Annotated in this window: 18 protein-coding genes; 9 read left to right on the top strand and 9 right to left on the bottom strand. The window is 70.4% G+C overall.

All coding sequences use genetic code 11. From position 1 onward, the window contains the following. Positions 1 to 176: 176 nt before the first annotated feature. Together AB0H52_RS24620 and AB0H52_RS24625 are read left to right on the top strand one after the other, a co-directional pair. Positions 177 to 869 carry a hypothetical protein gene (locus tag AB0H52_RS24620; protein ID WP_151488213.1) on the top strand — a complete coding sequence of 231 codons (693 nt, stop codon included), beginning with the start codon at positions 177 to 179 and terminating at the stop codon, positions 867 to 869. A gap of 16 nt (positions 870 to 885) precedes the next feature. After that, entirely contained in the window at positions 886 to 1,341 is a 456-nt protein-coding gene (locus tag AB0H52_RS24625; protein WP_151488214.1) for a DUF4333 domain-containing protein, read from the top strand. Positions 1,342 to 1,345: 4 nt separating this feature from the next. On the opposite strand, the gene AB0H52_RS24630 is transcribed toward AB0H52_RS24625, so the two are convergent. Then, positions 1,346 to 2,521 carry an alcohol dehydrogenase catalytic domain-containing protein gene (locus tag AB0H52_RS24630; protein WP_255473638.1) on the bottom strand — a complete coding sequence of 392 codons (1,176 nt, stop codon included), beginning with the start codon at positions 2,519 to 2,521 and terminating at the stop codon, positions 1,346 to 1,348. 352 nt (positions 2,522 to 2,873) lie between these two features. Between AB0H52_RS24630 and AB0H52_RS24635 the strand changes: the two genes are divergently transcribed. Then, positions 2,874 to 3,389, top strand: a complete 516-nt coding sequence (locus tag AB0H52_RS24635) for a sigma-70 family RNA polymerase sigma factor (RefSeq protein ID WP_192580125.1) — start codon at positions 2,874 to 2,876, stop codon at positions 3,387 to 3,389. A 40-nt stretch (positions 3,390 to 3,429) separates the two neighbouring features. Here the strand turns inward: AB0H52_RS24635 and AB0H52_RS24640 are convergent, their stop codons facing one another. Continuing rightward, positions 3,430 to 5,568 (bottom strand): glycogen debranching N-terminal domain-containing protein, encoded by a 2,139-nt coding sequence (locus AB0H52_RS24640; RefSeq protein ID WP_357950246.1) that lies wholly within the window; start codon positions 5,566 to 5,568, stop codon positions 3,430 to 3,432. 262 nt (positions 5,569 to 5,830) lie between these two features. On the opposite strand from AB0H52_RS24640, the gene AB0H52_RS24645 reads away from it, so the two are divergent. Then, positions 5,831 to 6,727 (top strand): alpha/beta hydrolase, encoded by an 897-nt coding sequence (locus AB0H52_RS24645; protein ID WP_225854145.1) that lies wholly within the window; start codon positions 5,831 to 5,833, stop codon positions 6,725 to 6,727. A 66-nt stretch (positions 6,728 to 6,793) separates the two neighbouring features. Here AB0H52_RS24645 and AB0H52_RS24650 read toward each other — a convergent pair whose 3' ends face one another. Continuing rightward, entirely contained in the window at positions 6,794 to 8,077 is a 1,284-nt protein-coding gene (locus AB0H52_RS24650) for an MFS transporter (protein ID WP_225854146.1), read from the bottom strand. A gap of 271 nt (positions 8,078 to 8,348) precedes the next feature. On the opposite strand from AB0H52_RS24650, the gene AB0H52_RS24655 reads away from it, so the two are divergent. Beyond that, the gene (locus AB0H52_RS24655; protein WP_151488219.1) at positions 8,349 to 11,327 is read left to right on the top strand and encodes a BTAD domain-containing putative transcriptional regulator; all 2,979 of its coding nucleotides are present in this window, start codon (positions 8,349 to 8,351) and stop codon (positions 11,325 to 11,327) included. 42 nt (positions 11,328 to 11,369) lie between these two features. Here the strand turns inward: AB0H52_RS24655 and AB0H52_RS24660 are convergent, their stop codons facing one another. From AB0H52_RS24660 to AB0H52_RS24670, 3 genes are all read right to left on the bottom strand, one after another. Next, complete coding sequence (locus AB0H52_RS24660; protein ID WP_151488220.1) at positions 11,370 to 12,131, bottom strand: GNAT family N-acetyltransferase; 762 nt, start codon at positions 12,129 to 12,131, stop codon at positions 11,370 to 11,372. 54 nt (positions 12,132 to 12,185) lie between these two features. After that, positions 12,186 to 15,089 (bottom strand): BTAD domain-containing putative transcriptional regulator, encoded by a 2,904-nt coding sequence (locus AB0H52_RS24665; RefSeq protein WP_151488221.1) that lies wholly within the window; start codon positions 15,087 to 15,089, stop codon positions 12,186 to 12,188. Between the two features lie 495 nt (positions 15,090 to 15,584). Next, complete coding sequence (locus AB0H52_RS24670; protein WP_151488222.1) at positions 15,585 to 16,109, bottom strand: GNAT family N-acetyltransferase; 525 nt, start codon at positions 16,107 to 16,109, stop codon at positions 15,585 to 15,587. Positions 16,110 to 16,284: 175 nt separating this feature from the next. Here AB0H52_RS24670 and AB0H52_RS24675 point away from each other — a divergent pair, with 175 nt between their 5' ends. The 3 genes from AB0H52_RS24675 to AB0H52_RS24685 are packed head-to-tail and all read left to right on the top strand — an operon-like array spanning position 16,285 to position 19,211. Next, positions 16,285 to 17,289, top strand: coding sequence for an alpha/beta fold hydrolase (locus AB0H52_RS24675; RefSeq protein ID WP_192580127.1), 1,005 nt, complete (start codon positions 16,285 to 16,287; stop codon positions 17,287 to 17,289). 57 nt (positions 17,290 to 17,346) lie between these two features. Next, the gene (locus AB0H52_RS24680) at positions 17,347 to 18,201 is read left to right on the top strand and encodes a phosphotransferase (protein WP_225854147.1); all 855 of its coding nucleotides are present in this window, start codon (positions 17,347 to 17,349) and stop codon (positions 18,199 to 18,201) included. 53 nt (positions 18,202 to 18,254) lie between these two features. After that, entirely contained in the window at positions 18,255 to 19,211 is a 957-nt protein-coding gene (locus tag AB0H52_RS24685; RefSeq protein ID WP_151488225.1) for a hypothetical protein, read from the top strand. Positions 19,212 to 19,220: 9 nt separating this feature from the next. Here the strand turns inward: AB0H52_RS24685 and AB0H52_RS24690 are convergent, their stop codons facing one another. From AB0H52_RS24690 to AB0H52_RS24700, 3 genes are read right to left on the bottom strand one after another with little or no spacing between them, the layout of a single operon-like run. Continuing rightward, positions 19,221 to 20,948 carry an IlvD/Edd family dehydratase gene (locus AB0H52_RS24690; RefSeq protein ID WP_357950253.1) on the bottom strand — a complete coding sequence of 576 codons (1,728 nt, stop codon included), beginning with the start codon at positions 20,946 to 20,948 and terminating at the stop codon, positions 19,221 to 19,223. Continuing rightward, entirely contained in the window at positions 20,948 to 22,477 is a 1,530-nt protein-coding gene (locus tag AB0H52_RS24695; protein ID WP_357950256.1) for an aldehyde dehydrogenase (NADP(+)), read from the bottom strand. The genes AB0H52_RS24690 and AB0H52_RS24695 overlap by 1 nt, the downstream gene beginning before the upstream one ends. Continuing rightward, positions 22,474 to 23,685 (bottom strand): fumarylacetoacetate hydrolase family protein, encoded by a 1,212-nt coding sequence (locus tag AB0H52_RS24700; protein ID WP_357950259.1) that lies wholly within the window; start codon positions 23,683 to 23,685, stop codon positions 22,474 to 22,476. Before AB0H52_RS24700 ends, AB0H52_RS24695 begins: the two co-directional genes overlap by 4 nt. A gap of 146 nt (positions 23,686 to 23,831) precedes the next feature. Here AB0H52_RS24700 and AB0H52_RS24705 point away from each other — a divergent pair, with 146 nt between their 5' ends. Next, a complete protein-coding gene (locus AB0H52_RS24705) occupies positions 23,832 to 24,626 on the top strand; it encodes an IclR family transcriptional regulator (RefSeq protein ID WP_357950262.1) in 795 nt (264 codons plus the stop codon). The last annotated feature ends 91 nt before the right edge of the window (positions 24,627 to 24,717 follow it).

Here is a 24,717-nt window from a genome sequence, read left to right on the forward strand (position 1 = left end):
CTTCCGCCGATGCCGCCACCCACACGGATGCCGGCACGATCCGGTTCAGGGCAGTTCCACCTTCGTCGCGGGCATCCCGTGCGGTGGTGACGGTGAACCGTTTCGCGGGGTCGTCCGTGTGGGTGCCGGACCCGTTGCACAAGCCCGGTCCACAGCGAGCACGAGGTGGAGCAAACATGGTGGGGCAAGCGCGGATCGCGCGGCACGCGATCGCACTGATCAGTCTGGCGGCGCTGGCCGCCTGCGGCGACACCGCTGGCGCGGGTGCGGGCGCCACCGCCGCCTCGCCGTCCAACGGACCGGCACCGGCCACGTCGACGGCGGGCACCGATCCGACGCCGGAGGTGGTCGAGGTGACTCCGGTCCCGGCGCCGACGGTGGCGAAGACGCAGCGTCGGGTCCAGATCTACAGCGGGCCGTCCGACGTTCCCATCCGGGACGCCGCGGACAGCGGTCGGGGTAGTTCGGTGGTGCAACTGCGGGCCATGGAGCAGAACGACATCGGCACCTACGTCGCCGACGGCCGGGGCATGACGCTCTACCGTTTCGACAAGGACACGGCGAAGCCGTCGAAGGCGACCTGCGCTGGCGACTGCGCCAAGACCTGGCCTCCGGTGCTCATCTCGTCACCCGGCCGGATCTACCCGGACGGGGTCGACCCACAGCTCGTCGGGTACGTCGAACGGGCCGACGGGACCTGCCAGGTGACCATCGGGGGTTGGCCGGTCTACCGGTTCGCCAAGGACGCCGCCCCCGGCGACATCAAGGGCCAGGGAGTCGGTGGCACCTGGTTCGCGGTCAGCCCGACGGGCGCGCGCACGAAGCCGCTTCCGGAGGTGGTCACCGTGCCGACCGCCGCCACCCGCTGAGCCCGAGGAGTTGACCATGAGCAGCCCACACGGGAGTCCCGGCAGTTCCGACACCGCCGGTGTCAGCGGAGCGACCCTGCTGGCACCGCGCTGGAAGCCGGCGCCCCCGCCGCAGTGGGGGCCGACGACGGCCGCCTCGGGGTCGGGTGGCCGGCGGCGACCGTCCGCCAGGCTCGTGGTGGCCGTCGCCGTCCCGGTCGTACTCCTGATCGTGGTGGGGACGGTCCTGGCCGTGCTCCGGCCCGGCCGGTCGGACCGGAAGGTCCTCGACACCGCGGCTCTGCAGCGCCAGGTGCTGACCGTGCTGCGCAACGACTACAAGCTCGACGCGGACGGGGTCGCCTGCCCGGTCGACCAGCCGGTGATTGACGGACACCGGTTCACCTGCACCGCCGATGTCGCCGGCACGACGGTCACGACCTGGGTGACGGTCCGAGGGACCGGCCAGCTGGAGGTCGCGCGCCCGAGATGAGTGGTCAGCCCGCCGGACGCAGGGCCACCTTGAGCCAGCCGGGGCTGCGCAGGTCGAACTCGGTGTAGGCGGCCACCGCGTCGGCGAGCGGCTCGTGCTGGGTCAGGACGGTCTCCGGGTTGATCTGGCCGGTCTCGACCATGGCCATCAGCCGGGGGATGTAGCGGGGGTGATTGCCGTTGCCGGCCTTCACGGTGAGGTTGCGCCCGAGCACCGTGCCGATCGGGAAGAACCGGTCGGTCATCGGGTAGACGCCGACGATGCCGAGGGTGCCCATCTTGGCGAGGCTCTCGATGGCCCAGGTCTGAGCCTGGCTCGGCGCGTCGCCTGGCTTCCAGTGCTCGCCCTGCGGGTTGGTCTCGGGCGCGATCTGCGCGCGCTCGTCGCGATACTGCTGGTCGGCCTGGCGGGCCTTGCCGCTCGCCGGGCCGGACTTCGGGCTCTCGGAATCCACCCCCACCGCGTCGATGGCACAGTCGGCGCCGATCCCGTTGGTCAGATCCATGATCGCTTCGACCGGGTCGGTCTCATTGAAGTTGATCACCTCGGCACCCGCGGCCCGGGCGTGCTCGAGGCGATCGGAATGGCCGTCGACGGCGATCACCCGGGCCGCGCCCCGCTGGAACGCCGAGCGGACGGCGAACTGCCCGACCGGCCCGCAGCCCCAGACGGTCGCGATCTTTCCGTCGGAGACATCGGCCACGACGGCGCCGAAGTAGCCGGTGGGGTAGATGTCCGACAACGTGATCGCCTGCGCGTCGGAGATCGAGTCCGGTATCCGGAACAGGTTCGTGTGCGCGAACGGCACCCGCGCGTACTCGGCCTGCAGTCCGTTGAACGGGCCCTGCATCTCCGGGGAGCCGGGGGATCCGGTGCCGGACCGAGGGCCGTAGGGATTGACGTTGTCGCACTGGGCGAAGTGCCCGACCCGGCAGTAGGCGCAGGACCCGCAGGCCCACACCGCTGAGATCACCACCCGGTCGCCGGGCTTGAGGTTCCGAACGTCCGAGCCGACCTCCTCGACCACGCCCACACCCTCGTGACCGAGGATCTTTCCCGGCTTCATCCCGGGCACCGTGCCGCGGACGAAGTGCAGATCCGTACCGCAGATCGCCGCGGTGGTCACCCGCACGACGGCGTCCGTCGACTGTTCGAGGCCCGGATCCGCGACGGTGTCCACACGGATGTCTCCCAAGCCGTGAAAGACCACAGCCTTCATCGCACAACTCCGATCAGCGTGGGGATGCCTACGGCCGGTTGCCTGGAGCGTGATTCGCGCCGGTCTACCCGCCGTGGCCGGCACGAAACGTGGCAGATCAGCGCCAACTGCCACACACAGCGCGCTGCCCACCGACCGGGCTCACGGCGCCGACTTGACGAGGACTTTCCCGAACCGGCGACGGTGGGCGTCCCGCCAAGAGTTCTTCACGAGGCTGGATGGTGGCGGTCCGTAGCGTCGGGCGCGGACCAACCGCTGGTACCGCGGGGTGGGGCCACTCCCCGCCCACATCTCGGGAGGCCAGGCACCAGAGATGGCGAACACTGATCAACACTGTGCGGACGCCGGCCGAACGCAATCGCTGAACGAGCTGATGTCCGATCACGCAGAGTCGCTGTTCACCTATGTCAGAGCGCTGGTGCGGGACCACCATCTCGCCGAGGACATCGTCCAGGAGACCTTCCTGCGGGCGTGGCGGCACACCCACCGCCTCCCCTGCGGCGGGAGCCCGCTTCGGGACTGGTTGACATCCGTCGCGCGGGACCTGGCAGTCACGTCTCTTCGGGAGTGCGCCGCCCAGCGCGAGAGCATCGAGCCCGAGTTCGACGTCTCACAGCCGGATCACGCGGATGCCGCCGTCGCCACGGCGGAGGCGATCACGCTGCTGCGGCGGCTTCCCGAGGAACATCGCGCGGTGCTGCTGCACACCTACCTGGCGGGTCGGACGACGCACCAGACGGCCCGCGCACTCGGGGTGCCGGTCCGTACGGTCAGGTCCTGGCACCGCTGGGCACTGTCCACGCTGCGGGCGAGTTGCCGGACACCATGAGACGTCGGCGTCGGACCGGTCCGGTGGGGTGTGGCGCGGATCAGGCGGAGGAGCGCGTTCCGGTGGCCTCGATGGTCCGCCGTACACCGTGCACGGTGACACCGGCCAGCCGGATGCTCCCCAACGCGTCGGGGATGTGCGGGTCGATGGCGACGGTTCCGTCGCGGACGTCGAGCCCGAGCATCGTGCGCAGGAGCAGCAGGGGCGCCCCGCTGGCCCAGGCCTGGGGATTGCAGGCGGTGGGGTACGGCACCGGTCGCCGGCCGAGCCCTCGATCGTACCCGGAGAACGCCTCGGGCAGGCGGTACTCGAAGTGGGCGGCCGCCTCCATCATCGCCGTCGCGATCCGATTCGCCTCGTCGCGGTAGCCGTAGCGGGCGAGGCCGGCGGCGATGATCGAGTTGTCGTGCGGCCAGACGGTGCCGAGGTGGTAGCCGATGGGGTTGTATCCCACATCCGCGCTGGACAGGGTCCGGACGCCCCAGCCGGAGAACATCTCATCCGACATCAACTGCCGGGCGACCGCTTCGGCGCGGTCGGGCGGGACGATCCCGCTCCACAGCAGGTGGCCCATGTTCGAGGTGATCGAGTCGATGGGACGCTTGTCGGCGTCGAGGCCGATCGCGTAGTAGCCGCCGCGCGCGGGCAGCCAGTAGTCACGGTTGAACCGTTCCCGCAGATCGGCGGCTTCGGCGCGCAGCCGGCGAGCCAACGCGGGGTCGGCCCAGGGCCCGTCGGCGAGTTGGGCGGCACGGACCTTCGCGTCGTAGGTGTAGCCCTGGATCTCGCAGGTGGCGACCGGCAGGGCGGGCAGCGTGCTGTCGGCGAACTGCACGCCGTCCGGCGAGTCGCGCCAGCACTGGTTGCGCATGCCCTCGTGCGAGCGCGTGCCGTACTCGACGTAGCCGTCGCCGTCGCGGTCCCCGAAGTGGTCGATCCACCGCAGGGCCGCGTCGGCGTTGGGACGCAACTGCCGGACCAACGCGTCGTCGCCCGTCCACCGCCAGTACTCGGAGAGCAGGATGAGCCACAGCTGGGTCGTGTCGGCGGCGCCGAAACACGGACCGTACGGCATGACGCCGAGCTGCGTCAGCTCACCGGACCGGAACTCGTGCAGGATCTTTCCGGGCTCCTCGTCGCTGAAGTCGTCCACGACGGTGCCCTGGTGTTTGGCGAGGGTGACCAGCGCGCCCCGGGCCACGTCCGCTCCACAGCTGATGCTCTGGTACGCGGCGATCAGGGTGTCCCGCCCGAACACCGCCAGGAACCAGGGCATGCCGGCGGCCAGCAGGACGACCTGCTCGCCATTGATCTCCTTGACGATCCGCATCGACACCAGGTCGACTGCCGACTTGTGGTAGACGTTGTACAACAGGTCCGATTCCGCACTGAGGTGCGGCTTGTTGGCCAGCCACCGCGACGTCGCGTCGTCCGGGCCGGGGTCGTGCGGCTCGCCGAAGCCACGGCCGCTCGGCCGGTACTCCTTGCCTCGGCAGTTCAGCAGCACCCGCAGCTCGCCATGCCAGGTCTCGCCTCGCCGAAGGTGCACCTCCCAGACCAGTGAATCGCCCTCCAGCCGGTCGGCACGCGGCTCGGCCTCGACCGTGGTGACGGCCGACCAGTTCGACTTCTGGTACGAGAAGCACAGGGTGGAATCGTCGGGCCGGTGGGTGCGCCGGACGTCGGACTGCCGGCTCCGGCTGCCCTGCCGCTTGATCTCGAAGAGATCGGCGAAGTCCGCGTCGACAGCCAAACGCAGGCACACCGAGACCGGTTCGACGCCGAAATACTGCACCGCGATCCGCTCGTACATGCCGTCTCCGACAAACCGCTCACGCCGCACGCCGATCCGGTTCGTCGGCAGGCCCGGGATCTCCGGGTTCGCGAGAAAGAACGCCGCCGAGTACGCGTCGACCGTGCTCGCACTGAGTACCAGCGGAGCGTGCCCGTCGACGGTCATCTCCCACCGGCTGATGAAACGGGTGTCGTCGTGCACCAGGCCGGCAATGGAGTTCGCCGGCACGTCACCGATCGAATTGGACAACATGAACGTGCGGCCCTCAAATACGCCGATCGCGTCCGAGCCCAATTCCGGCGGCATCTCGCGGTTGGCCCCACCGGCGGTGGGCCCGGTTCGTTCGCCGGATCGTGGTCCGGCCCGCGTCGACCGAGATTGCATGACACCCGTCCCCTCGCCGCCGGCAATGAGCAGCGCCGCCGGACACGCTCGCAGTCTAGGACCGCCGGGGACGGCCTCGTCGCGATATCGCCAGGTCGACCCCGACCGACCTGACACCCCACCGCGTCACGCAGCGGGACGGCTCTTAACCCGGCAGTGGACGGGAAATGAACTGGAAATCAACTTTATTGCGGCAGTATCGACGGCCAGGGGGGCGACTGGGGACGTTTTCAACTCGGATCTTCGAGGAGCTTTGCACGCCATGAGTCGTACGCCTGAGGGCCGCCACACTGTTCGAGCGGGCGAAGTGTCCCTGGTCTGTCATATTCGCGGCCACGGCCCACTGTGCGTGGTGCATCCGGGTGGTCCCGGAATGCACTGGGAATATCTGAGGATGCCGTTGGTCGAACGGGACCACACGGTGATCTACCTCGAACCGGCCGGAACGGGCGGTTCGAGTGGGCTGTCCGGCGATCATCGGTACGACATCGCCACCTACGTGGAGCACCTGGACGCCGTTGCCGGATTCTTCGCCGAGGGGCCGATCGTCGTTCTCGGGCACGGGCACGGTGGTTTCGTCGCGCAGAGTTACGCGTTGCGCCGGCCGGACAAGACCGCCGGTCTGATCCTCTACGCCACGGCACCGGCCGCGCTGGCACGCCGGACCCTGGGCAGCTTCGCCGTGGAGAGCGCCCCGAGGCAGGACATGCCCTCGGCCACCCAACGCCTGCGGGAGATCGTCCCGGCACACTTCGCGCACTATTCGCGGCGGGAGGTGGAGTTCGTGGGCATGCGCGGCATGCTCCGGTGCTGGCCGCGACCGGCGGTGGAGTTCGACGAGGTCTTCGACGTGCGGGACGAGCTGCACCTGATCACGGTGCCGACCATGGTCATCGCCGGGGCGCACGACGTCAGCTTCGGACCGGAGTGCGCCGCGATCCTGCAGGCGGGCATTCCCGATGCCGGACTCCGCGTGTTCGAGAACAGCGGCCACTTCGCCCACCTGGAGGAGGCGGAACGGTTCGCCCACGTGGTGCGGGAGTTCACGCGCCGCGCGTCGACGCCGCGGTCGACTCCACCCTCCGAGGCACCGGAGACGCGAAACCCGCATGACCACCCGGAGTCGGCCGGCCTGCCGGTACGTCCTCTGTGCTGGTGACGCACGCCCGTGCCGGTGGACGGTCGGGCCCTCGCGGGTCCGGCCGCCCACCGCACGACGTGCGCGTCAGCTGGGCGTACCGGCTGACCTGACCCGACCCACGGTGGTGAGGTAGAGGACCAGACCCGCGGCGGTGAGGGCGAATCCCGCCCAGACGGTGGAGAGGGTTCCCCATCCGAGGCCGAGGGTCACGGCGCCACCGATCGCGCCGAGCGAGTTGGCGAGGTTGAGAGCGGCCAGGTTGAGCGCCCCCATCAGGGTCGGCGCGTCGGGCGCGAACCCGGTCAGCCGCACCTGGATCGTGGGGATCGCGAACATCATGGTCGCGCCGACGCCGAACAGTGCCGGCAGGAGGATCAGGATGTCGCTGCCGGCGACGCCGATCGCCACGAGCACCACGAGCACGTAGCTGAAGCCGTAGATCAGCGGGCGGCTGCCGTACCTGTCGGCCGCCCGGCCGCCGTAGTAGTTGCCGAACGCCATGCCGAGGCCGAAGACGGCGAGGGCGACGGGGATGAGTGCCGGGCTCTCCCGCGCCGCATCGGTGACGAACGGCCCGATGAACGTGTAGACGGCGAAGATGCTGGAGATGCCGAGCGCCGCGACCGCCACCATGAGCCAGACGTTGAGCCGCCGAAGAGCGCCGAGTTCGCGTGCCACCGAGCTACCGCGCAGGTCGTCGGTGCGTGGCAGCCAGGCCAGCAGCGCCGCGCCGGCCAGCAGACCCACCCCGACCACGGTCCAGTAGGTGGTGCGCCACCCGGCGTGCTGACCGACGAAGGTGCCCAACGGCGATCCGACGACCGTGGCCACGGTCAGGCCGCCCATCACGGTGGCGAAGGCCTTTCCGCCCTTGCCGGGCCCGTAGACGTAGGCGGCGACGACCGCCCCGGCGCCGAAGAACGCGCCCTGCACGCTGCCCGTGATGAACCGGAAGACGATGAGGGTCACGATGTTCGGGGCCAGGGCGGAGAGCACGTTGCCGACCAGGAAGAGCGCGATCAGGCCGAGCAGTAGGGTACGACGGTTGGCTCGGGCCGCCAGGAGTGTGATCGCCGGTGAGCCGATCATGACGCCGAACGCGTAGGCGCTGATCGCGTACGTCGCGACCGGGATGGACGCGCCCATGTCGGCGGCGAAGAGCTGAATGATCCCGTTGCTGCCGAACTCACCGGTGCCGATGGCGAAGGTCCCCAGGGCCAGGGCGAACAGGGTCAGTCCGCCCCGGCGGCTCGACGTCGCCTCGCCGGTGTGCCGGTCCTCCTCGGCGGCGCACTGGGGTTCGTACGCCTTGTTGTGCATTCCGGCGTGAGCCGGGGCGCGCAGGGTCCTGCTTCCTGACGCAGTCATGGGGGGCCGTCCTTGCTGGGAGGTACATGTCCGGGCACATCCTGGCGACGGTCAGTTGACATCTTCTGGTTTCCGTCCCGGAGTCGCGGGGAGGGTTTCGCCCCGGCCTCGCCGTTCGACGGCGGGTGTCCGTTTCGATTTGGCGCGACGAGGCTGGTCAGCGCGACGGACGTAGACTTGGCGGCACCGCTGGCAACGACACATTCGCGATCCGTTGGGATCGGAGCGGCTGTCTGCCCGACGGGCCCCGAAACAGAAGCAGGAGATTGACATGTCGAACTCGGCCGGCGCACTTGCCGTCCGCGCCGACGAGGGACCAGGCCCGGCCGGTGGCACGCTGCACTTCGAGATCCTGGGGCCCCTGCGGCTGTGGCGCGACGGCGTCGAGGTGAACGCCGGGCCCCGGCAGCAGTGCTACCTGCTGGCCCTGCTGCTCGCTCGACCCGGACGGCCGATCAGCATGAGTGAGCTGATCGAGCTGATCTGGGGTGAGGATGCTCCGGCCAGCGCCGCCAATGTGATCCACAAGTACGTCGGCACGTTGCGGCGCCTGATGGAACCCGCGCTCCCGCTGCGCGGCACCGGTTCATATCTGCGGCGGCACGGCGACGGCTACCTGTTCGCTCCGTCCCCCGGCATGCTGGACCTGATCACCTTCCGTGAGTTCGTCAGCGCCGCAAGGGCCAGTCTCGTCCTGCGGCACCGGGACGAGGCACTGGACCGCTACGTCGAGGCGCTGGGGCTCTGGCGCGGGCCCGCGGGCGACACGTACGCCTACGGGACACCCGCAATGTCGATCTTCATTGCCCTCGACCGTGAGTTCCTCGACGTGTGCGTGTCCGCCGCCGAGCTGGCGGTGTCGCTGGGTCGTCCGGCACGGGTGCTGCGACCCCTGCGACTGGCCGCCTCGATGGCGCCGTTGCACGAACCCGTCCAGGCAGGTCTCATCTCCGCCCTCGCCGCGGCCGGCCACCAGGCCGAGGCACTGGAGGTGTTCCGGACCGTACGCAACCGCCTCGTCGAGGACCTGGGCATCGAACCCGGCGAGGCACTTCAGGCCGCGCACCGGCAGGTGCTGAGCCAGGCGCCGATCGCGCCGGCCACCGACGGGGCGGGCGACCGCGAGGCGCAGACGTTCGACCGCTTCCCGGCGGCACCGCTGGTGCGGCCGGCACAGCTGCCACCCGACCTGCCCACCTTCGTCGGCCGTGTCGACGAACTCGCGACTCTCCATCGCCTTCGCGACGGCCTGGACGACGCCGAGCGGACCGGTCCGCTGATCGTGGCTCTCGACGGGATGGGCGGGGTCGGCAAATCCACGCTGGCCGCCCACTTCGCCCACCTGGTCGCCGGTGACTTCGCCGACGGCCAGCTGTACCTGGACCTGCGCGGAGACCAGACCGATGTCGAGAGCATGTCCGCCGGGGATGCCCTGGGGTCGCTGTTGTCCTCCCAGGGTGTCCACGTGTCCAGCGTTCCGGAGACCCTCGCCGCGCGTGCCGGCATCTACCGCAGCCTCACCGCCCGCAAGCGCGTCCTGGTGCTCCTCGACAACGCACGCGACTCGGCGCAGCTACGCCCGCTGCTGCCGAATTCGACGGAGAGCCTGGTTCTCGTGACGAGCCGCAAGCCGCTCGTCGAGCTTTCCGCCCTCGACGGTGCCCACCTGCTGCACCTCGACCCTCCGGACATGACGACCGCCCGCAAGCTGGTCCGGCGCCGGCTCGACCGCGCTCCGAACCGTCCTGTGGCGGAAACCCCCGCTCCGGCCGACATCCTGGACGAGATCATCGAGTTGTGCGGTCGCCTCCCACTGGCGCTGGCCATCCTGGCCGGGCGCCTGAGCGCTCGTCCCCACCTCTCCCTCGCGAACGTGGCTGCCGAGCTCCGCGACGGGACCGAACGGCTCGCGGCCTTCTCCAGCGGCCGAGGCGTACGCGATCCACGTGCCGCCTTCGCCTGGTCGTACCGCCAGCTCAGCTCGGAGGCCGCCCGCCTCTTCCGGCTGTCCTCCGCCGCCATGGCGTCGGGCATCTCGGCCGCGGCGTTCGCCAGCCTGTCCGAGACTCAGCCCCGGGTCGCCCGCGCCATCCTGCGGGACCTCGCCGACGCGGCGCTGCTGGACGAGGACGACAGGGGCCGGTTCACATCCCATGTCCTGGTCAAGGCGTACGCACAGGAGCTGTTCCTGGAGGAGGAGTCCGCGTCGGACCGGGAGGCGGCGACCACCCGGCTCCTGCAGCACTATCTGCAGAGCAGCTACCACGCGGCGACCGCGCTGGTGCCGCAGAGTTCGATGATCGCCCCGCCACCGGCGCCGGCCACGATCGTTCCGGAGCGGCCCACCGGCTACGGCGAGGCGATGCGGTGGTTCGACGACCACCGCGAGGTGTTGCCGGAAGCGGTGCGGCACGCGGCCGAGGGCAACGTCGCCACCGTCCCGTGGCAGCTGGCCCTCACCATGCAGCCGTGGTTGCAGCGCAGCGGGCGGTTCCACGACTGGCAGGACGTCACGCGGCTCGCACTGAAATCCGCCCGGGACCGGGGGGATCGGGTCGGTGCGGCACAGGCCATGCGAAGCCTCGCCGACTCCTGCTACTACTTCGCCGCCTACGACGAGGCCCTCGACCTGCTCTCGGATGCGCAGGAGGTCTTCGCGGAGGACGGCATGCTCCTGGAACAGGGGATCGTCCACGCGACCCTGCACCGGATCAACACCGAGCTCGGCCGACACGAGTCTGCGCTCGAGGAGAGCGACAGGGCACTGGCGCTGTACCGCGCCGCCGGTGTCGAACAGGGTGCGATCCGGGCCTTGGCGGCCCGGGGACACTCACTCGCCCGGCTGGGCGCTGTCGATGAGGCCCTGTCGTGCCTGCAGGACGCGCTCGCCCGCAGTGTGCAGGCCGAGTGGAGGACGGACGAGGCCGACATCCGCCTCGCCCTCGCCGAGTGTCTTGGTGAGATGGGTCGTCAGCACCAGGCCGTCCGGCAACTTGAGCAGGCGGTGGAGGCGGCCGTCGAGGCGCAGAACAGCACCGGTGTCTTCCAGGCGTCGATCCTGCTCTGCGAGGCGCACCTCGATCTCGATGACGTGCCGGCGGCCTGCCAGGAGTGGCGCAACGCCTGCGACGCCATGCACACCATGCAGAACGGCGGCACCCGGACGATGCGCGACAAGGTCTGCGACATCGGCGACAGGCTGCACTATGTCACCGAGTTCCCGCCGCGCTCACAGGACACGCAACGGTAACCGGGCTGCCCACGCTCCGGCGTCGTCCGCCGGAGCGGACGCTCACCGCGCCGTGAACATGGTCCAGTTGTCCACGAGCCGGAAGCCCATCGACTCGTAGAGCGGCTGGCCCATCACGCTGGGCAGCAGAAAGGCCCATCGGGCGCCGGCTGCGACGCCGTCGCGCAGCACCGCCTCGGTGATCGCCCGGCCCAGGCCCCGACCTCGTGCGGACGGGACGACGGCGATGTTGTAGACACCGATCGCGTCGGGGGTCCGGATTCCGAAGCCGGTACCGACGGGCTGGCCGTCGTCCTCGGCCAGGTATCCGGTCATGGAGGCGGCATCGAGCACGCCGCCGCCCATGAGTGGTCCGAAGACGCTCTCGGGCGTTTCGAAGCCCTGGGCGAGGATCTCCGTGTAGAGGTCGCTCCTCGCCGCGCCGACGTGGTGCACCAGCTCGCGCTGTGCCGCGCTCGCCCGGAACACGAGGTCGTCCACGGCGCAGCCCAGTATCGGCACCTCCTGGCGCTCGACCAGCCCGTGCCGGGCCGCGAGATCGACGACCTCGTCGCCCACGCCACGCCGTACCATGATCGACCACCGTGCGCCCTGCCTGCCCACCTCGGTCGCCACCTCGTCGAGCGACCCGAGATCCGGCTCCGGCGTCATGTCGTAGGCCACGTTCAACAGCGGCACGCCGCAGTGGGTCAGCGAACCCCGGGCGGTGCCCCGCTCGGCGTGCCAGCCCTTCGGTGTCACCGCCACGAGCGCCTCGAAGGCGTCGAAATAGGCCGCCGTCATCCGGTCAGCGGTGCTGGTCATAACCGTCCCCTCGACAGTGCGCGGCCACCTGGATCCGGGTGGCCGGGCGGCAGGTTACCGCTGGTCATCGCGGTGGTCCGACGGTATCTTCTGCGCCAGCCAGGCGAAACGATCCCGTAGCCGTTCCGGCCCGCCGTCCGGAAAGCTGGCGAGAACCTCGCCGGCTCGTTTGAACACCACTGCCGCCCCGCCGACGTCACCGACGGACATCAACAGTTCGGCGAGCCGGTGCAGGGCCTCGAACTCGTTCGGCCGGTGGCTCACCCGCCGCGAGGTCTCGGCCGATAACTCCAACTGCTCCACCGCCTCGCGGACGCGGCCCGTCTCGGCGAGGTTCGAGGCGATGGCCATCCGCGTCTCGCCCTCCATCGCGATCAGCGTCGCGTCCCAGCCGGCCTCAAGGTCGCCACGGATCTGCTCGTGCAGGTCGAGGGCCTGCTCCAGCATGGCGGCCGACTCGTCGAGCCGACCGAGACGGGCAAGCGAACTGCCCGTCAACATGAGGCTCAGGGTCACCGCACGGCGGTAGCCGATCTCGCGATAGAGGGCCAACGCCGTCTCGCCGTGCACGAGCGCCTGCCCGTGCCGGCCGAGCGCTTCGTGCACCCAGTGGAGGTTGGTGTGCACCAGGGCCTGCTCCAGACGCATGCCCCGCTCCTCGAAGATCCGCAGGGCGGCCGCCAGCAGGTCGAGCGTCTCCTCGCTGGCCCCGAACGACCACCGGGCGCCAGCCAGGCTGCGCAGGGTGTGCGCCTCGCCGACCTCGTCGCCGCCCTCCCGGGCCGCCTGCAGGGCCGCGCGCATCACGTCCTCCCAGTCCTGGAAGTACCCGGCCCACTGCAGGTACTGCTGCATGGTGATGGCGAGCTGCCAGGGCACGATGCCGTACCCGAGGTGCTCCGCCAGCCGGACAGCCTCCTTGAGCACCTCACGCTGGTCGGCGAACCAGGCGATGGCCTCCTCGTAGGTCGCCGGCTGTTCGGGCACGACACCGGGCGGCGCCGGCGGGGGCTCGATCGGAACCCGGTGAGGTGCGAGCAGCACCTGCGCGTTGTAGCTGCTGTGCAGGTAGTACTGCAGCAGGCGGCAGACCGCGTCCTGGCGTTCCTCCGCCGACTCGACGTCCTGGAGGCACTCCTGCGCGTACGCCTTGACCAGCACGTGCGACGTGAACCGTCCGTCCTCGTGTTCGGTCACCAACGCCGCCTCGGTCAGCTCGGCAAGTTCGGCGTGCGTCCTGGCCGACTCCCGGCCCGACAGGCTGACACAGGCCTGCGCCGTGATTCCGGGGGTCAGGGAGACGGCCAGTAGCCGGAAGAGCCGGGCCGCGCCGGGGCTGAGCTGCCGGTACGACCAGGAGAACGCGGTGCGCGGATCGTGCGCGCCCACACCCCCGGGGAACGCCTCCAGACGGCGCGCACCGTCACGAAGGTCGGCAAGGACGGACGCCAGTGACAGGGTGGGACGCGCGGTGAGGCGAGCGGCCAGGATCGCCAGCGCCAGCGGCAGCCGCCCGCACAGCTCGGTGATCTCGTCCACGATCGCGATGTCCGCTTGACCGATCCTGCGTTTCGTCCAGCGCTCGAGGCGGTGCACCAGGAGTTCCCGGGCCGACGGGAGATCCGGTACGTCGAGACGCAGCAGGTACGCGCCGTCGAAGGCGGCGAGTCCGAGCAGCGGACGCCGGCTGGTGAGCAGCACCAGGCTGTCGGCGGAGTTCGGCAGCAGCGGACGAACCTGCCCGGCATCGCGCACGTTGTCCACCAGCAGCAGAACGCGTTTCCCCGCCGTCAAACTGCGGTACGTCCCGACGCGCGCGTCGAACGTGTCGGGGACCTGCGACGCGGGGACGCCCAACGCGTACAGGATGGAGCGCAGGGCGTCGCCGGCACGGACGGCATCGTCGTCGTCCTGCTCGCCCTGGAGGTCGAGGTAGAGCTGACCGTCGGTGAACTCGTCGGCGACGAGACGGGCGAAGTGAGCGGCCAGAGTGGACTTGCCCACGCCACCCATGCCGTCCATCGCCACCACCAGTGGGCTGGTCCTCCCGTCGTCGCGCATACCGGCCACGAGGTCGCTCAGGAGGGCGAGCTCGCTCGACCGCCCGACGAACTGCGACAGGTCCGGAGGCAGTTGCGCCGGGCGGACCAGCGGCGCGACGGGGACGTCGTCGGACCGGACGCCGGGTACGACGGAGTCCGCCTCGGCGGCCTGCGGCAGGGCGCTCTGGGTCAGGACCTGACGGTGGGCGTCCTGGAGACTGTGCCCGGGATCGATGCCCAGCTCCTCGACGAGGCGCTCGCGGATCTTCCGGTACACCGCCAACGCCTCGGCCTGCTGGCCGGCTGCGGCGAGGGTCGTCACCAGGCTCGCGTGAACGACCTCGTGCAGCGGATCCATCTCGGCCGCGAGCCGCAGCGGTGTCAGAACCCGCGACGGTTGGCGCACCCGGACGGCGATCCTGGCCGCGTCGACCACCGCGTCGAAGAATTCGCCCACGATGCCCGCGAAGGTCGCCGCGGCCCGGTTGCTGTCCGCCAGGGAGTCTCCGGCGAAGCCGCGGCAGAGTTGCAGGGCTTCGGCGTAGTAGTCCAGCGCCTCGTCCGGGCGGCCCTTGGCCACGCTCGCCTGCGCCGAGGCGACGCGCCAGCGGAACGCCACCAGGTCGAGCATCTCCGGGCCCGCGGTGAATCGGTATCCGTTGCCGCTGCGCAACAGGTAGGACCCGGAGGCACGCGGCGGCAGGTCGGGTTCGAGAAGGCGGCGCAACGCACCGATGTATTTGTGGATCACATTTACCGCGCTGGGCGGTGAGTCCGCGCCCCAGATCAGCGCGGTCAGATCGGTCATGCTGATCGGGTGGCCCACGCGAGCCAGCAGGAGCGCGAGCAGGCACCGTTGCTGCCGTGGGCCCGCGTCGAGTTCGGTGGCACCCCGCCAGACCCGCAATGGACCCATGATTTGCAGGCGAAGCGGTCCCCCTTCACCGTCGTGGATCCGGCCGGCCCCTGCACCTGCCGGCCGGGTATTGCTGTCGAATGGACGGCGCTGGGCTGGGATCACGCACTGGTCCCTGGCGCCGATGTATCAGCCGAACTGTGGCGGGACAAAACGCACTCGCCCCCCGTTTTCTGCATGAATTCCCCCCCGCGTCGCGTCTGGCTTGCGGGAACCCCCTGTTGCCGCAAACCAGAGCCCTGACACGATTCAAAGCCACGAATCAAGCTAGTCACGCTCAGTGAAGATTCTCTTGACAACAACTAGACCGGCTGTCGCGGCAATCAACTCGGCGTCGAGCGGGCGAGCGCGGAAGGCACCCGCACCCCTGGCTGGCCTGCCTTTTCATCCCGTCACGAGGAGGATGAGGATGACGACGGTCGCGCTCCCGCAGTCCAGTCCTCAATACTCACCGTTACCATCTGGTCGGCGGGGAAGCATCTACGGCGAGTCGCCTCACACCTGGTCGGCGGAGTCGTCGAGTTCCAGACCGAAGCGGCGGGCCAGACGGATGGCGCGGATGTTCTGCGGCCGCACGCAGGCCCCCAGGACCGGATGACCGTGCGCGGCCGCAAGCTCGCGCAGCCTCCCGCCGACGGCCCTGCCGACGCCCAGTCCCTGCCAGGCGTCGGCGATCAGCAGAGCGACCTCCGGTGGTGCCGACGCCTGCCACAACAGATGCGCCAACCCGACCAGATCGTTCTGGCCGGGGCGCGAAATCAGGACGGTGTAACCTCCCTCGGCCCTGGTCAGCATGCGCCACTCGGCCACGCGAATCCGATCGCGGGGGACGTGGTAACGGGCGGCCCGGCTCTCCAGGGAGCAATCCTGACGATGGAAACGGTTGACCAGATCCAGGCAGTCCGCGGTGGCGCGCCGGAGAAGAAATTGCAGTCCGGAGGCACTCGTGACGCTGCCCAGAGAGCCGCCGATCAACCTGGTCGCGGTTTCCTGCTGTCGGTCGAGAATCGTGTCGTGCACCTATTGGCTCCAGGAGAGTGGCGGAGTGAGGCAGGTGCCATGCTCGCAGCGCGGACTTCCGCACAACTTGACGTGATCAACCCGCACCGATGGCGGCGATACGCACTTTCTCCAGAGTTTGCCCAGTGGGTGGTGGGCAGAATGGCGGCGTCGACGCGCACAAATGGGGGACACGGTGGACAGTGAGCTGGCCGGAGGTCTCCGGAACCGTCCCGTCCGTGCCCGTCGCCGCACCCGCGTCGCGCTCGTACTGACCGGCTTCCTCGCCCTGGTCGTCGTGGCCGTCGCCACGGTGTACGGGTGGCCGCTGCGCACCGACGCCCTGCAGCGCGCGACGCCGGAGACCCTGAGCTTCGAGTCGGCGAGCGATCGGGCGGCGCGGACCGTCGCGGCCGAGACGGCCGACCCGCAGGTGCTCCCCGAGTGCCGGAGTCAGTTCCTCACGCACGGACGGGTGAGCGCGAAGGCCGTCCTGCTGCTTCACGGCCACACGGAGTGCCCCGACCAGTACCGCGGACTGGCCAAGCTGTTCTTCGACCGGGGCTACAACGTCTGGGTGCCACGAGCGCCCCGACACGGTGTCGCCGACAGGTTGGCGCACGCGAAGGTCGACGCCTACGAACTGGTCGACTCCGCGAACGACGCGCTGAACGTCGCGGCTGGCCTGGGCGACACGGTCGGCGTCGTGGGCATCTCCGGTGGAGGCGTGTTGGCCACCTGGCTGATCGGCCACCGTCCCGACGTGGTGCATCGTGCTCTCCTGCTGTCGCCCCTCTACGCACCCAACCCCGACCGGGTGCCCGACGTCGCCGTCAAGCCCCTCACCGTCCTGTTCGGCTTCGGTCTCGTCCCCGACCGGGTCGACTCCGAGGGCTTCTCGTCCGCGGCGCTGTCGCAGTACCTGCGCGTCGTCCGCAACTTCAAGGCCGACCCGAGGTGCCCGCATCTACGCGAGCTGGCGATCGTCACCTCGGACAACGACGGCGTCATCGACCGTCAGGCGGCGACCGACATCCCGAGAGGCATCGCCGACCGGAACGACCTCGCGTTCTCGACACACGAGTTGCCGCGTGAGTTCGGCATCGGGCACGACATCGTCGACCCCGACGGGTTGGGGAGCAGGGCCGACGAGATCGAGCAGTTCTATCTCGACCTCTACGAGGGCACCGAGCGGACCTAGGCGGCACCCCACTGCGGCACGCCGCCGCCTGCTCGCGTGCCTCGTATGATCTCCACCGTGACCTCTGGGCTCGGGAAGCTCTCGGCGCGCCAGCGCGCACTCGTGGACCAGTGGCTCCCGGGCGCGACCGTCGACCGCGACCACAGCTGGGGCCTGACGACGACCACCGTTCTCGAGGTGACCCGCGCCGGATCACGGTTCGTCGTCAAGGCCGGCGGCGACGACGACCATCACATCCGGCGGGAACTTGACGCCCATCGCACCTGGTTGGGCCCCTGGACCGGCAAAGGTCGCGCGCCGACGCTGGTGCACGGCGACGCCGACGCGAAGATCCTCATCACCCGGTACCTGCCCGGCGAGCTGGTGCTCGGCAGCGAACACGCCGACGACCCCGCCACCTACCGGCAGGCCGGCGAGCTGCTGGCCCTGCTGCACACGCAGACCGCCGTCGCGGATGACGACCACGAACGGCGTGAGAACGAGAAGTCGCTGGCGTGGCTCGGCCAACCGCACCGGATCGCGGCGCCCACCGTGTCGCGACTGCGATCCGAGATCAGCGCCTGGCCGACGCCGCCCGCGACCCTCGTACCCACGCACGGGGACTGGCAGCCCCGCAACTGGCTCGTGCACGACGGCCTGGTGGGTGTCATCGACTTCGGCCGTGCGGCGATGCGACCCGCGTCCACGGACTTCTCCCGTCTGGCCGCCCAGGACTTCCGCCGCGACCCGGCCCTCGAGGTGGCCTTCCTCGACGGGTACGGCGCCGATCCCCGCGAGGCCGGCGACTGGCATCGCCACCGGGTCCGCGCGGCGATCGGCACCGCGGCCTGGGCCTACCAGGTCGGTGACGAGCCGTTCGAGGCCCAGGGCCATCGGATGATCGCCGAGGCGCTCTCGTCTGCCCACCCCTGAACGAGGTGACCAGCGCGGCGCGTCTCGTCGTACCGCACGGCTACCATCCGCTCGTGATCGAGGAACTGATCAAAAGAGCGGCCGCCGAGGACGACGACGCGATGGAAAAGTTGTGCGAGATCGCCGCCGCCGACCCGCGACGTCTGGTCCCGCACCATCAGCTTCTGCTCGATCTCGACCTGTGGTGGCCGGCGACGTTGTACCGGGCGGCAGACGCCGGCGTGGTCCGCCGGGTCATCGAGCGGATCGACGACGGGCAGAGCACGGATGACCTCAACAATCTGCTGCTGATCCTGGCCCACACCGCGCACCCGCTCGCCGAGAGCGCCCTGCGTCGCTGGTCGACGCACCCGCCGGCCGGCGCGGACCAGCTGCACGTCGGTGCGCTGAGCTACGCGCTCGAAGGTGGTTGGACGCTCGACCCCACCGGCGACCGGCGGGATCTCTGCGGGGACACCGCGTACCGCCTGGTCCTGCGCGATGAACCCCGACGTGTGGGCGGGCCGACCTGCCCGTGGTGTGCCGCACCGCTCTGGGTCGCCGCCGACCTCGACACCACCGAACCAGCCATCGGCGCCGCGCTGGCACACACGCGTTGGTCCGGCCGGCTGGTGTTCGAGACCTGCCACAACTGCGCCTGCTACACGACCCTCTACAGCCAGGTCACGCCGGGCGGTGGCGCCACCTGGTGGGCGGGCAACACCCGTCCGAGCTACCTGCCGCCGGAGACGGCCGTGCCGGAGGACCCGCCGACGCAGACCTCGGTCCCGGGGCCGGCCCTGGCGAGCCCCTACCAGTCCAGTGCCTGGGACCGGGGCGGCTCGACGCTGGGCGGCCGGCCGGACTGGATCCAGGACGCCGAGCACCCCGACTGCCCCGATTGCGGACAACCGATGGACTATGTCGGTCTGATCGGCGGCGCTGACCTGGACGATCTCGGCGAGGGCGCCTACTACCTGCACCTGCACCAGCCGTGCGGGTTCACCGCGGTGAACTACCAACAGAGCTGAGACCTCCGGTCAGTGCGAGTGCCGGGGTACGCCGCTGCCGCTGCCGCCGACGAGGAAGTCGAGGTCCGCTCCCCGGTCGGCCTGGAGGACGTGCTCGCTGTAGAGGCGCGCCCAGCCGCGGTCGGCCGTCGGCCGTGGTGGCTGCCAGGCGGACCGGCGTTGGGCGAGTTCCTCGTCGTCGACCAGGAGGTCCAACCGCCGCGTCGGCACGTCGACGCGGACCAGGTCGCCGGTGCGCACCAGCGCCAGAGGGCCACCCACGGACGCCTCCGGTGCCACGTGCAGGATGCAGGTGCCGTACCCGGTGCCGCTCATCCGGGCGTCGGAGATCCGCACCATGTCGGTGATGCCGTCGGCGAGCAGCCGTCGCGGCATCGGCACGTTGCCCACCTCCGGGAAGCCGGGGTAGCCGCGCGGTCCGGCGTTCCGCACCACGATCACCGTCTCGGGGGTGACGGCAAGGTCCGGATCGTCGGCGGCGACGACATAGTCCTCGATCCGGTCGAAGACGAGCGCCGGCCCGGTGTGCGCGAGGAGGTGGGCGGAGGCGGCGGAGACCTTCAGCACAGCCCCGGACGGCGCGAGCGACCCGCGCAGCACCACGGTGCCCGAGCCGGTCGGCTGGAACGGCTCCGCCATGGTGCCGATGACGTCCCGGTTCCAGCACTGGGCGCCGCTGATGTTGTCGGCCACGCTCTTCCCGCTGACGGTGACGTGGTCGAGGTGCAGCAGCCCGGCGATCTCCGCCATCACGGCCGGGACGCCGCCGGCGTAGGCGAAGTCCTCCATGAGGTACGCCCCGGACGGCATCAGGTTGACGAGCATGGGCACGTCGGCGGTGAGGGTGTCGAAGTCCTCCAGGGACAGCGGGACGCCGAGGCGTCCGGCGATCGCGAGCAGGTGGACGACGGCGTTGGTGGAACCGCCGATCGCGGCGTTCACCCGGATCGCGTTCTCGAAGGCGCGTCGGTCCAACACCGAGGACAGCCGTTGGTCCTGCCCGACCATGTCGACAATCCGGCGTCCGGCGGCGTGCGCGAGCGCGTACCTCCGGGAGTCGACCGCCGGCACGGCGGCGGCCCCCGGCAGTTGCACGCCCAGCGCTTCGGTCACGCAGGCCATCGTGGAGGCGGTACCCATGGTCATGCAGTGACCTCGGCTGCGGGACATGCCGACCTCCGCCTCCGCGCAGTCGGCGGCGCTCATCCGGCCGGCCCGCATCTCCTCGGTGAAGCGCCACACGACGGTGCCCGAACCGATGTCCTGACCGCGGAACTTGCCGTTGAGCATCGGGCCGCCGGTCATCATGAGGGTCGGCAGGTCGACGCTCGCCGCGCCCATCAACAGGCCGGGGGTGGTCTTGTCGCAGCCGGAGAGCAGGACGACCCCGTCGAGCGGGTTGGCCCGGACCAGCTCCTCCAGCTCCATCGCCAACAGGTTGCGGTAGAGCATGGTCGTGGGTCGCATGAGGGGCTCACCCAGGCTCATCGCGGGGAACTCCAACGGCAGACCACCGCGCTCCCACACGCCGCGCTTCACCGACTCGGCCAGGTCACGCAGGTGGGCGTTGCAGGGTGTCAGCTCCGACCAGGTGGTGGCGATGCCAATCACCGGGCGACCGTCGAACACGTCGTCCGCGAACCCCTGGTTGCGCATCCAGGAGCGGTGGATGAACCCGTTGCGGCCTTCCGCACCGAACCACTGTCCGCTGCGCAGCGGACGATCCGTCGTCGACATCAGCGCTCCTCCCTGTTCATCCGTGCTTCCCAGCGTCCATCGACGCGACGGGGAATGGCGGTGTACCCGTCCCGCAGTTCCTCGGGCAGGACCCAGTCCGGGGCGTCCTGCCAGGCCAGCGGGCGAAGGAACCGACGGATCGACGTGGCGCCCACCGAGGTGTGCACGGCGTTGGTCGACGGCCACGGCCCACCGTGGTGCTGTGCCCACGACACGCGGACACCGGTGGGATAGCCGTCGAAGACGATGCGCCCCGCGCGGGCGGCGAGCACGTCGACCAGTCGGCGTACGACAGTGGTGTCGTCGTCCGGACCACGATGGACCGAGCCGGTCAGCGACGGTGGGACGGTCGTCAGCACCGCGTCGAGGTCGGCGACGTCGGGATACCGGACCACGACCATGAGCGGGCCGAAGCACTCGTCGGCGATCTCGGCGGTCAGGCCCGACAGACCGATCTCCAGCAGCGCCGGCGTGACGGTGAACCCCTCCCCCGGTGCGACGTGGGGCCGCGCCGAGACGCGGGCGCCGGCCCGTTCGAGCGTCGCGGCCCGACTCTCGTACGCGTCCCGGATCCGCTCGTTGAGCAGGACGGCACCGCCCGAGGCGCCGACCCTCGCCCGCAGCCCGTCGACGAGATGGTCACCGTCGCGGTCCGCCGGGATGAACGCCAGTCCGGGCTTGGTGCACAGCTGACCGCCCGAGGCCGTGAAGGAGGCGAACAGCCCCTCGGCGATCTGGTCTGCCCGGTCGGCGGCCGCACCGGGCAGGACGACGATCGGGTTCACGCTGCTCAGTTCGGCGTACAGGGGAATGGGATCGGGTCGTTCGTCGATGGCCGCCTGGATGGCGCGGGCCGCGCTCACGGAGCCCGTCAGTGCGACCGCCCGGATCGCGGGATGCCGTACCAGCGAACGGCCGGGCTGCTCCCCGTACACGATGGTCATGACGCCCTCGGGACCGCCCGCGTCGCGAATGGCCGACTCGATCGCGTCGGCGGACGCGTGTGACGTCAGCGGGTGGGACGGGTGGGCCTTCAGGACCGTGGGGCAACCCGCGGCGAGCGCGGCGGCGGTGTCGCCCCCGGCGACCGAGAAGGCGAACGGGAAGTTGCTGGCCCCGAAGACGGCTACCGGCCCGAGGGGTACGAGCATCCGGCGCAGATCGGGGCCGCGCCCGATCGGTGTGTCGGCGGCGTGGTCGATGGCCGCCTCGACGTACCCGCCGTCGCGCAGCACGTCGCCGAACATCCGGAACTGGAGCGACGCCCGGGTGAGCTCCTGGTCCAGACGCGCGTGGCCCAGCCCGGTCTCCGCCACCGCGGCGGCGACCAGGTCCGCGCGACGGGTCTCCAGGGCGGCGGCCGTCGCGTCCAGCAGCTCCGCCCTGCCGAGTCTCCCCAGGTCGGACAGCCACCGCGCCGCCCGGGCCGCCTGGGCGGTGATCGCCTCCAGCCGGATCTCGTCGGTCTCGACGAGATCCGTCGCGCGGCGTCGACCATCGCGTGGATCGACCGTGCTGACCAGGTTCACAGCAGTCCCCTCCTTGCCAGGTTGCCCATGAGATCGCGGACGCCGAACTGCCACGGCTCGCACTCCTCCGCGTGCCGCACGCGGTTGATGAGGGTGCCGAGCGCCGGGCAGCCGATCCGCACCACGTCGTCGACGTTGTGGGTGAAGCCCTCACCGGGGCGGTCCCGGTCCTCGATGGGCGCGAACATGGTGCCGAGCATCAGCACGGCACCGTCGGGATACTGGTGGTGCGGGCCGACCAGCTGCCGCACCAGGGCCGCCGGGTCGCGCGACATCCGCGTCATCTCCGAGACCGCCTCCAGGTGGAAGCCGTCCGCGCCGCGGATCGTCAGACCGACCTCGGCTTCGCGCACCCGGTCCAGGCCGAACCGGTCGTCGAACAACCGGATCAGGGGACCGAGGGCGCATGAGGCGTTGTTGTCCTTGGCCAGGGGCAGCAGGAGCGCCGAACGGCCCTCGACGTCGCGCAGGTTCACGTCGTTGCCCAGGGTGGCACCGATGATCCGGCCGCTGGACTGGACGATGAGCGCGACCTCGGGCTCCGGGTTGTTCCAGCTGGACGCCGCGAGCACGCCGACCGGAACGGCGGTGCCGACGGCGGAGAGGACCTGGCCCTTCGTGAAGATCTCCGCGTCCGGTCCGATCCCCACCTCCAGGTACTGACTCCACATGCCCTCGGCGACCAGCAGACTCTTGAGCCGCTCCGCCTCGGCCGATCCCGGTGCCAGGCTGGACAGGTCGGCACCGATGTCGGCGAGCATCCGGCCACGCAGGTCCGCCGCGAGTGCCAGGTCTCCCCGTGCTCGTTCCTCGATGACGCGTTCGATCATCGAGACGGGGAAGGTCACCCCGGCCGCCTTGAGCGCCTGGAGGTCGACCGGGGCGAGCAACCAGGGCCGGGTGTGGTCGCGGGTCGCGGCGCCGGTGTTGGCCAGCACCTCCTCGACGCTGCCCACCGGTCGTCCGTCGAGCGCTGCCACCGTCGCGGCGGGATCGGGCAGCTCGCAGATGTCCCGGACGGTCGGGAACCGGTGACTGACGTCGATGACCTCGTCACCTCGGACGATCACAGGTGACGGCCCGGCGACGGACGGATCCCAGATCCGTCCGATGAGGACGCCGAGGTCGGCGTCGTCCGGCAGCGCCTCGACGGCGGTCCCGAACCAGTCCGTGCCGGCGGCCCGCCCTCGGGGCTCTGGCACCGTCATGAGCCACTCCCCAGGGATCAATTTGCAACGATCGTAGCGCCATATGCAACGGCGTCAAGCGGTGGTCGCTTATCGCGTCGACTACATTGCACATCACGCAACGACAGCGGCGGCGCAGCAGCCGTAGCGCAAGGGGGGACCTGCCCGTGGCCCAATCGATTCGCCGCGCGATCGACCTCATCCGTCGATCGGCGGAGCGCCCGCTGTCCCTCACGGAGGCAGCGGACGTACTCGGCGTCCACAAGTCCACGGCCCTGCGGATCCTGCGGACGCTGGAGGCCGAACGCTTCGTCCGCCGGACCGGCGCGGGCACCTACGTGCTCGGCAGCGGGCTGATCGAGTTGTCCGAGCTCGCGCTCGGCGCGATGGACCTGCGCCAGCTCGCCGCCGCACCGCTACGGGCGCTGCAACGCGAGACCGGCCACACCGTGCACCTGGCCCAGCTGACCGGCAACGAGATCATCTACATCGACAAGGTCGACAGCCCGGCGTTCGACGCCGTCAAGCTGCCCTCGCGGGTAGGCCGGGCGGTGTCGATCCACGCGAGCGCCGTCGGCAAGACGATCCTCGCCTACCTGCCCCCCGAGGAACGCGAGCGCCTGCTCTCGCACGTCGTCCTCGAGAGGTTCACCGCCACCACCGTCGCCGACCACGACTCCCTCGACGCCGAACTCGCCCGCGTCCGTGAACGCGGCTGGGCCGCCGACAACGGGGAGCACGACGCGTACGTGATGTGCGTCGCCGCGCCGATCCGGGATTCACGCGGGCAGGTCACCGCCGCCGCCTCGCTCACGGCGATCGAGGTCATCGCGAGCCTGGATCAGCTGAAGAGCAACCTTCCGCTCCTCCTGGACACCGCGAACCGGATCTCGTCCGAGCTCGGCCACACGCCACCGTCCACCGAGAACCCGGACGGCCCGCGCCGGGGTGGCCGTGACTAGTGCAGCAGGTCGCAAGTCCTGTTCTGGTTGCTGGTGACGCTGTGTGAGGGTCATGCGGCTTTGGTGAGGTTGTCCCGGGTGGGCTTCTGGT

The organism is Micromonospora sp. NPDC050695 (assembly GCF_040654415.1).
GTDB lineage: Bacteria > Actinomycetota > Actinomycetes > Mycobacteriales > Micromonosporaceae > Micromonospora.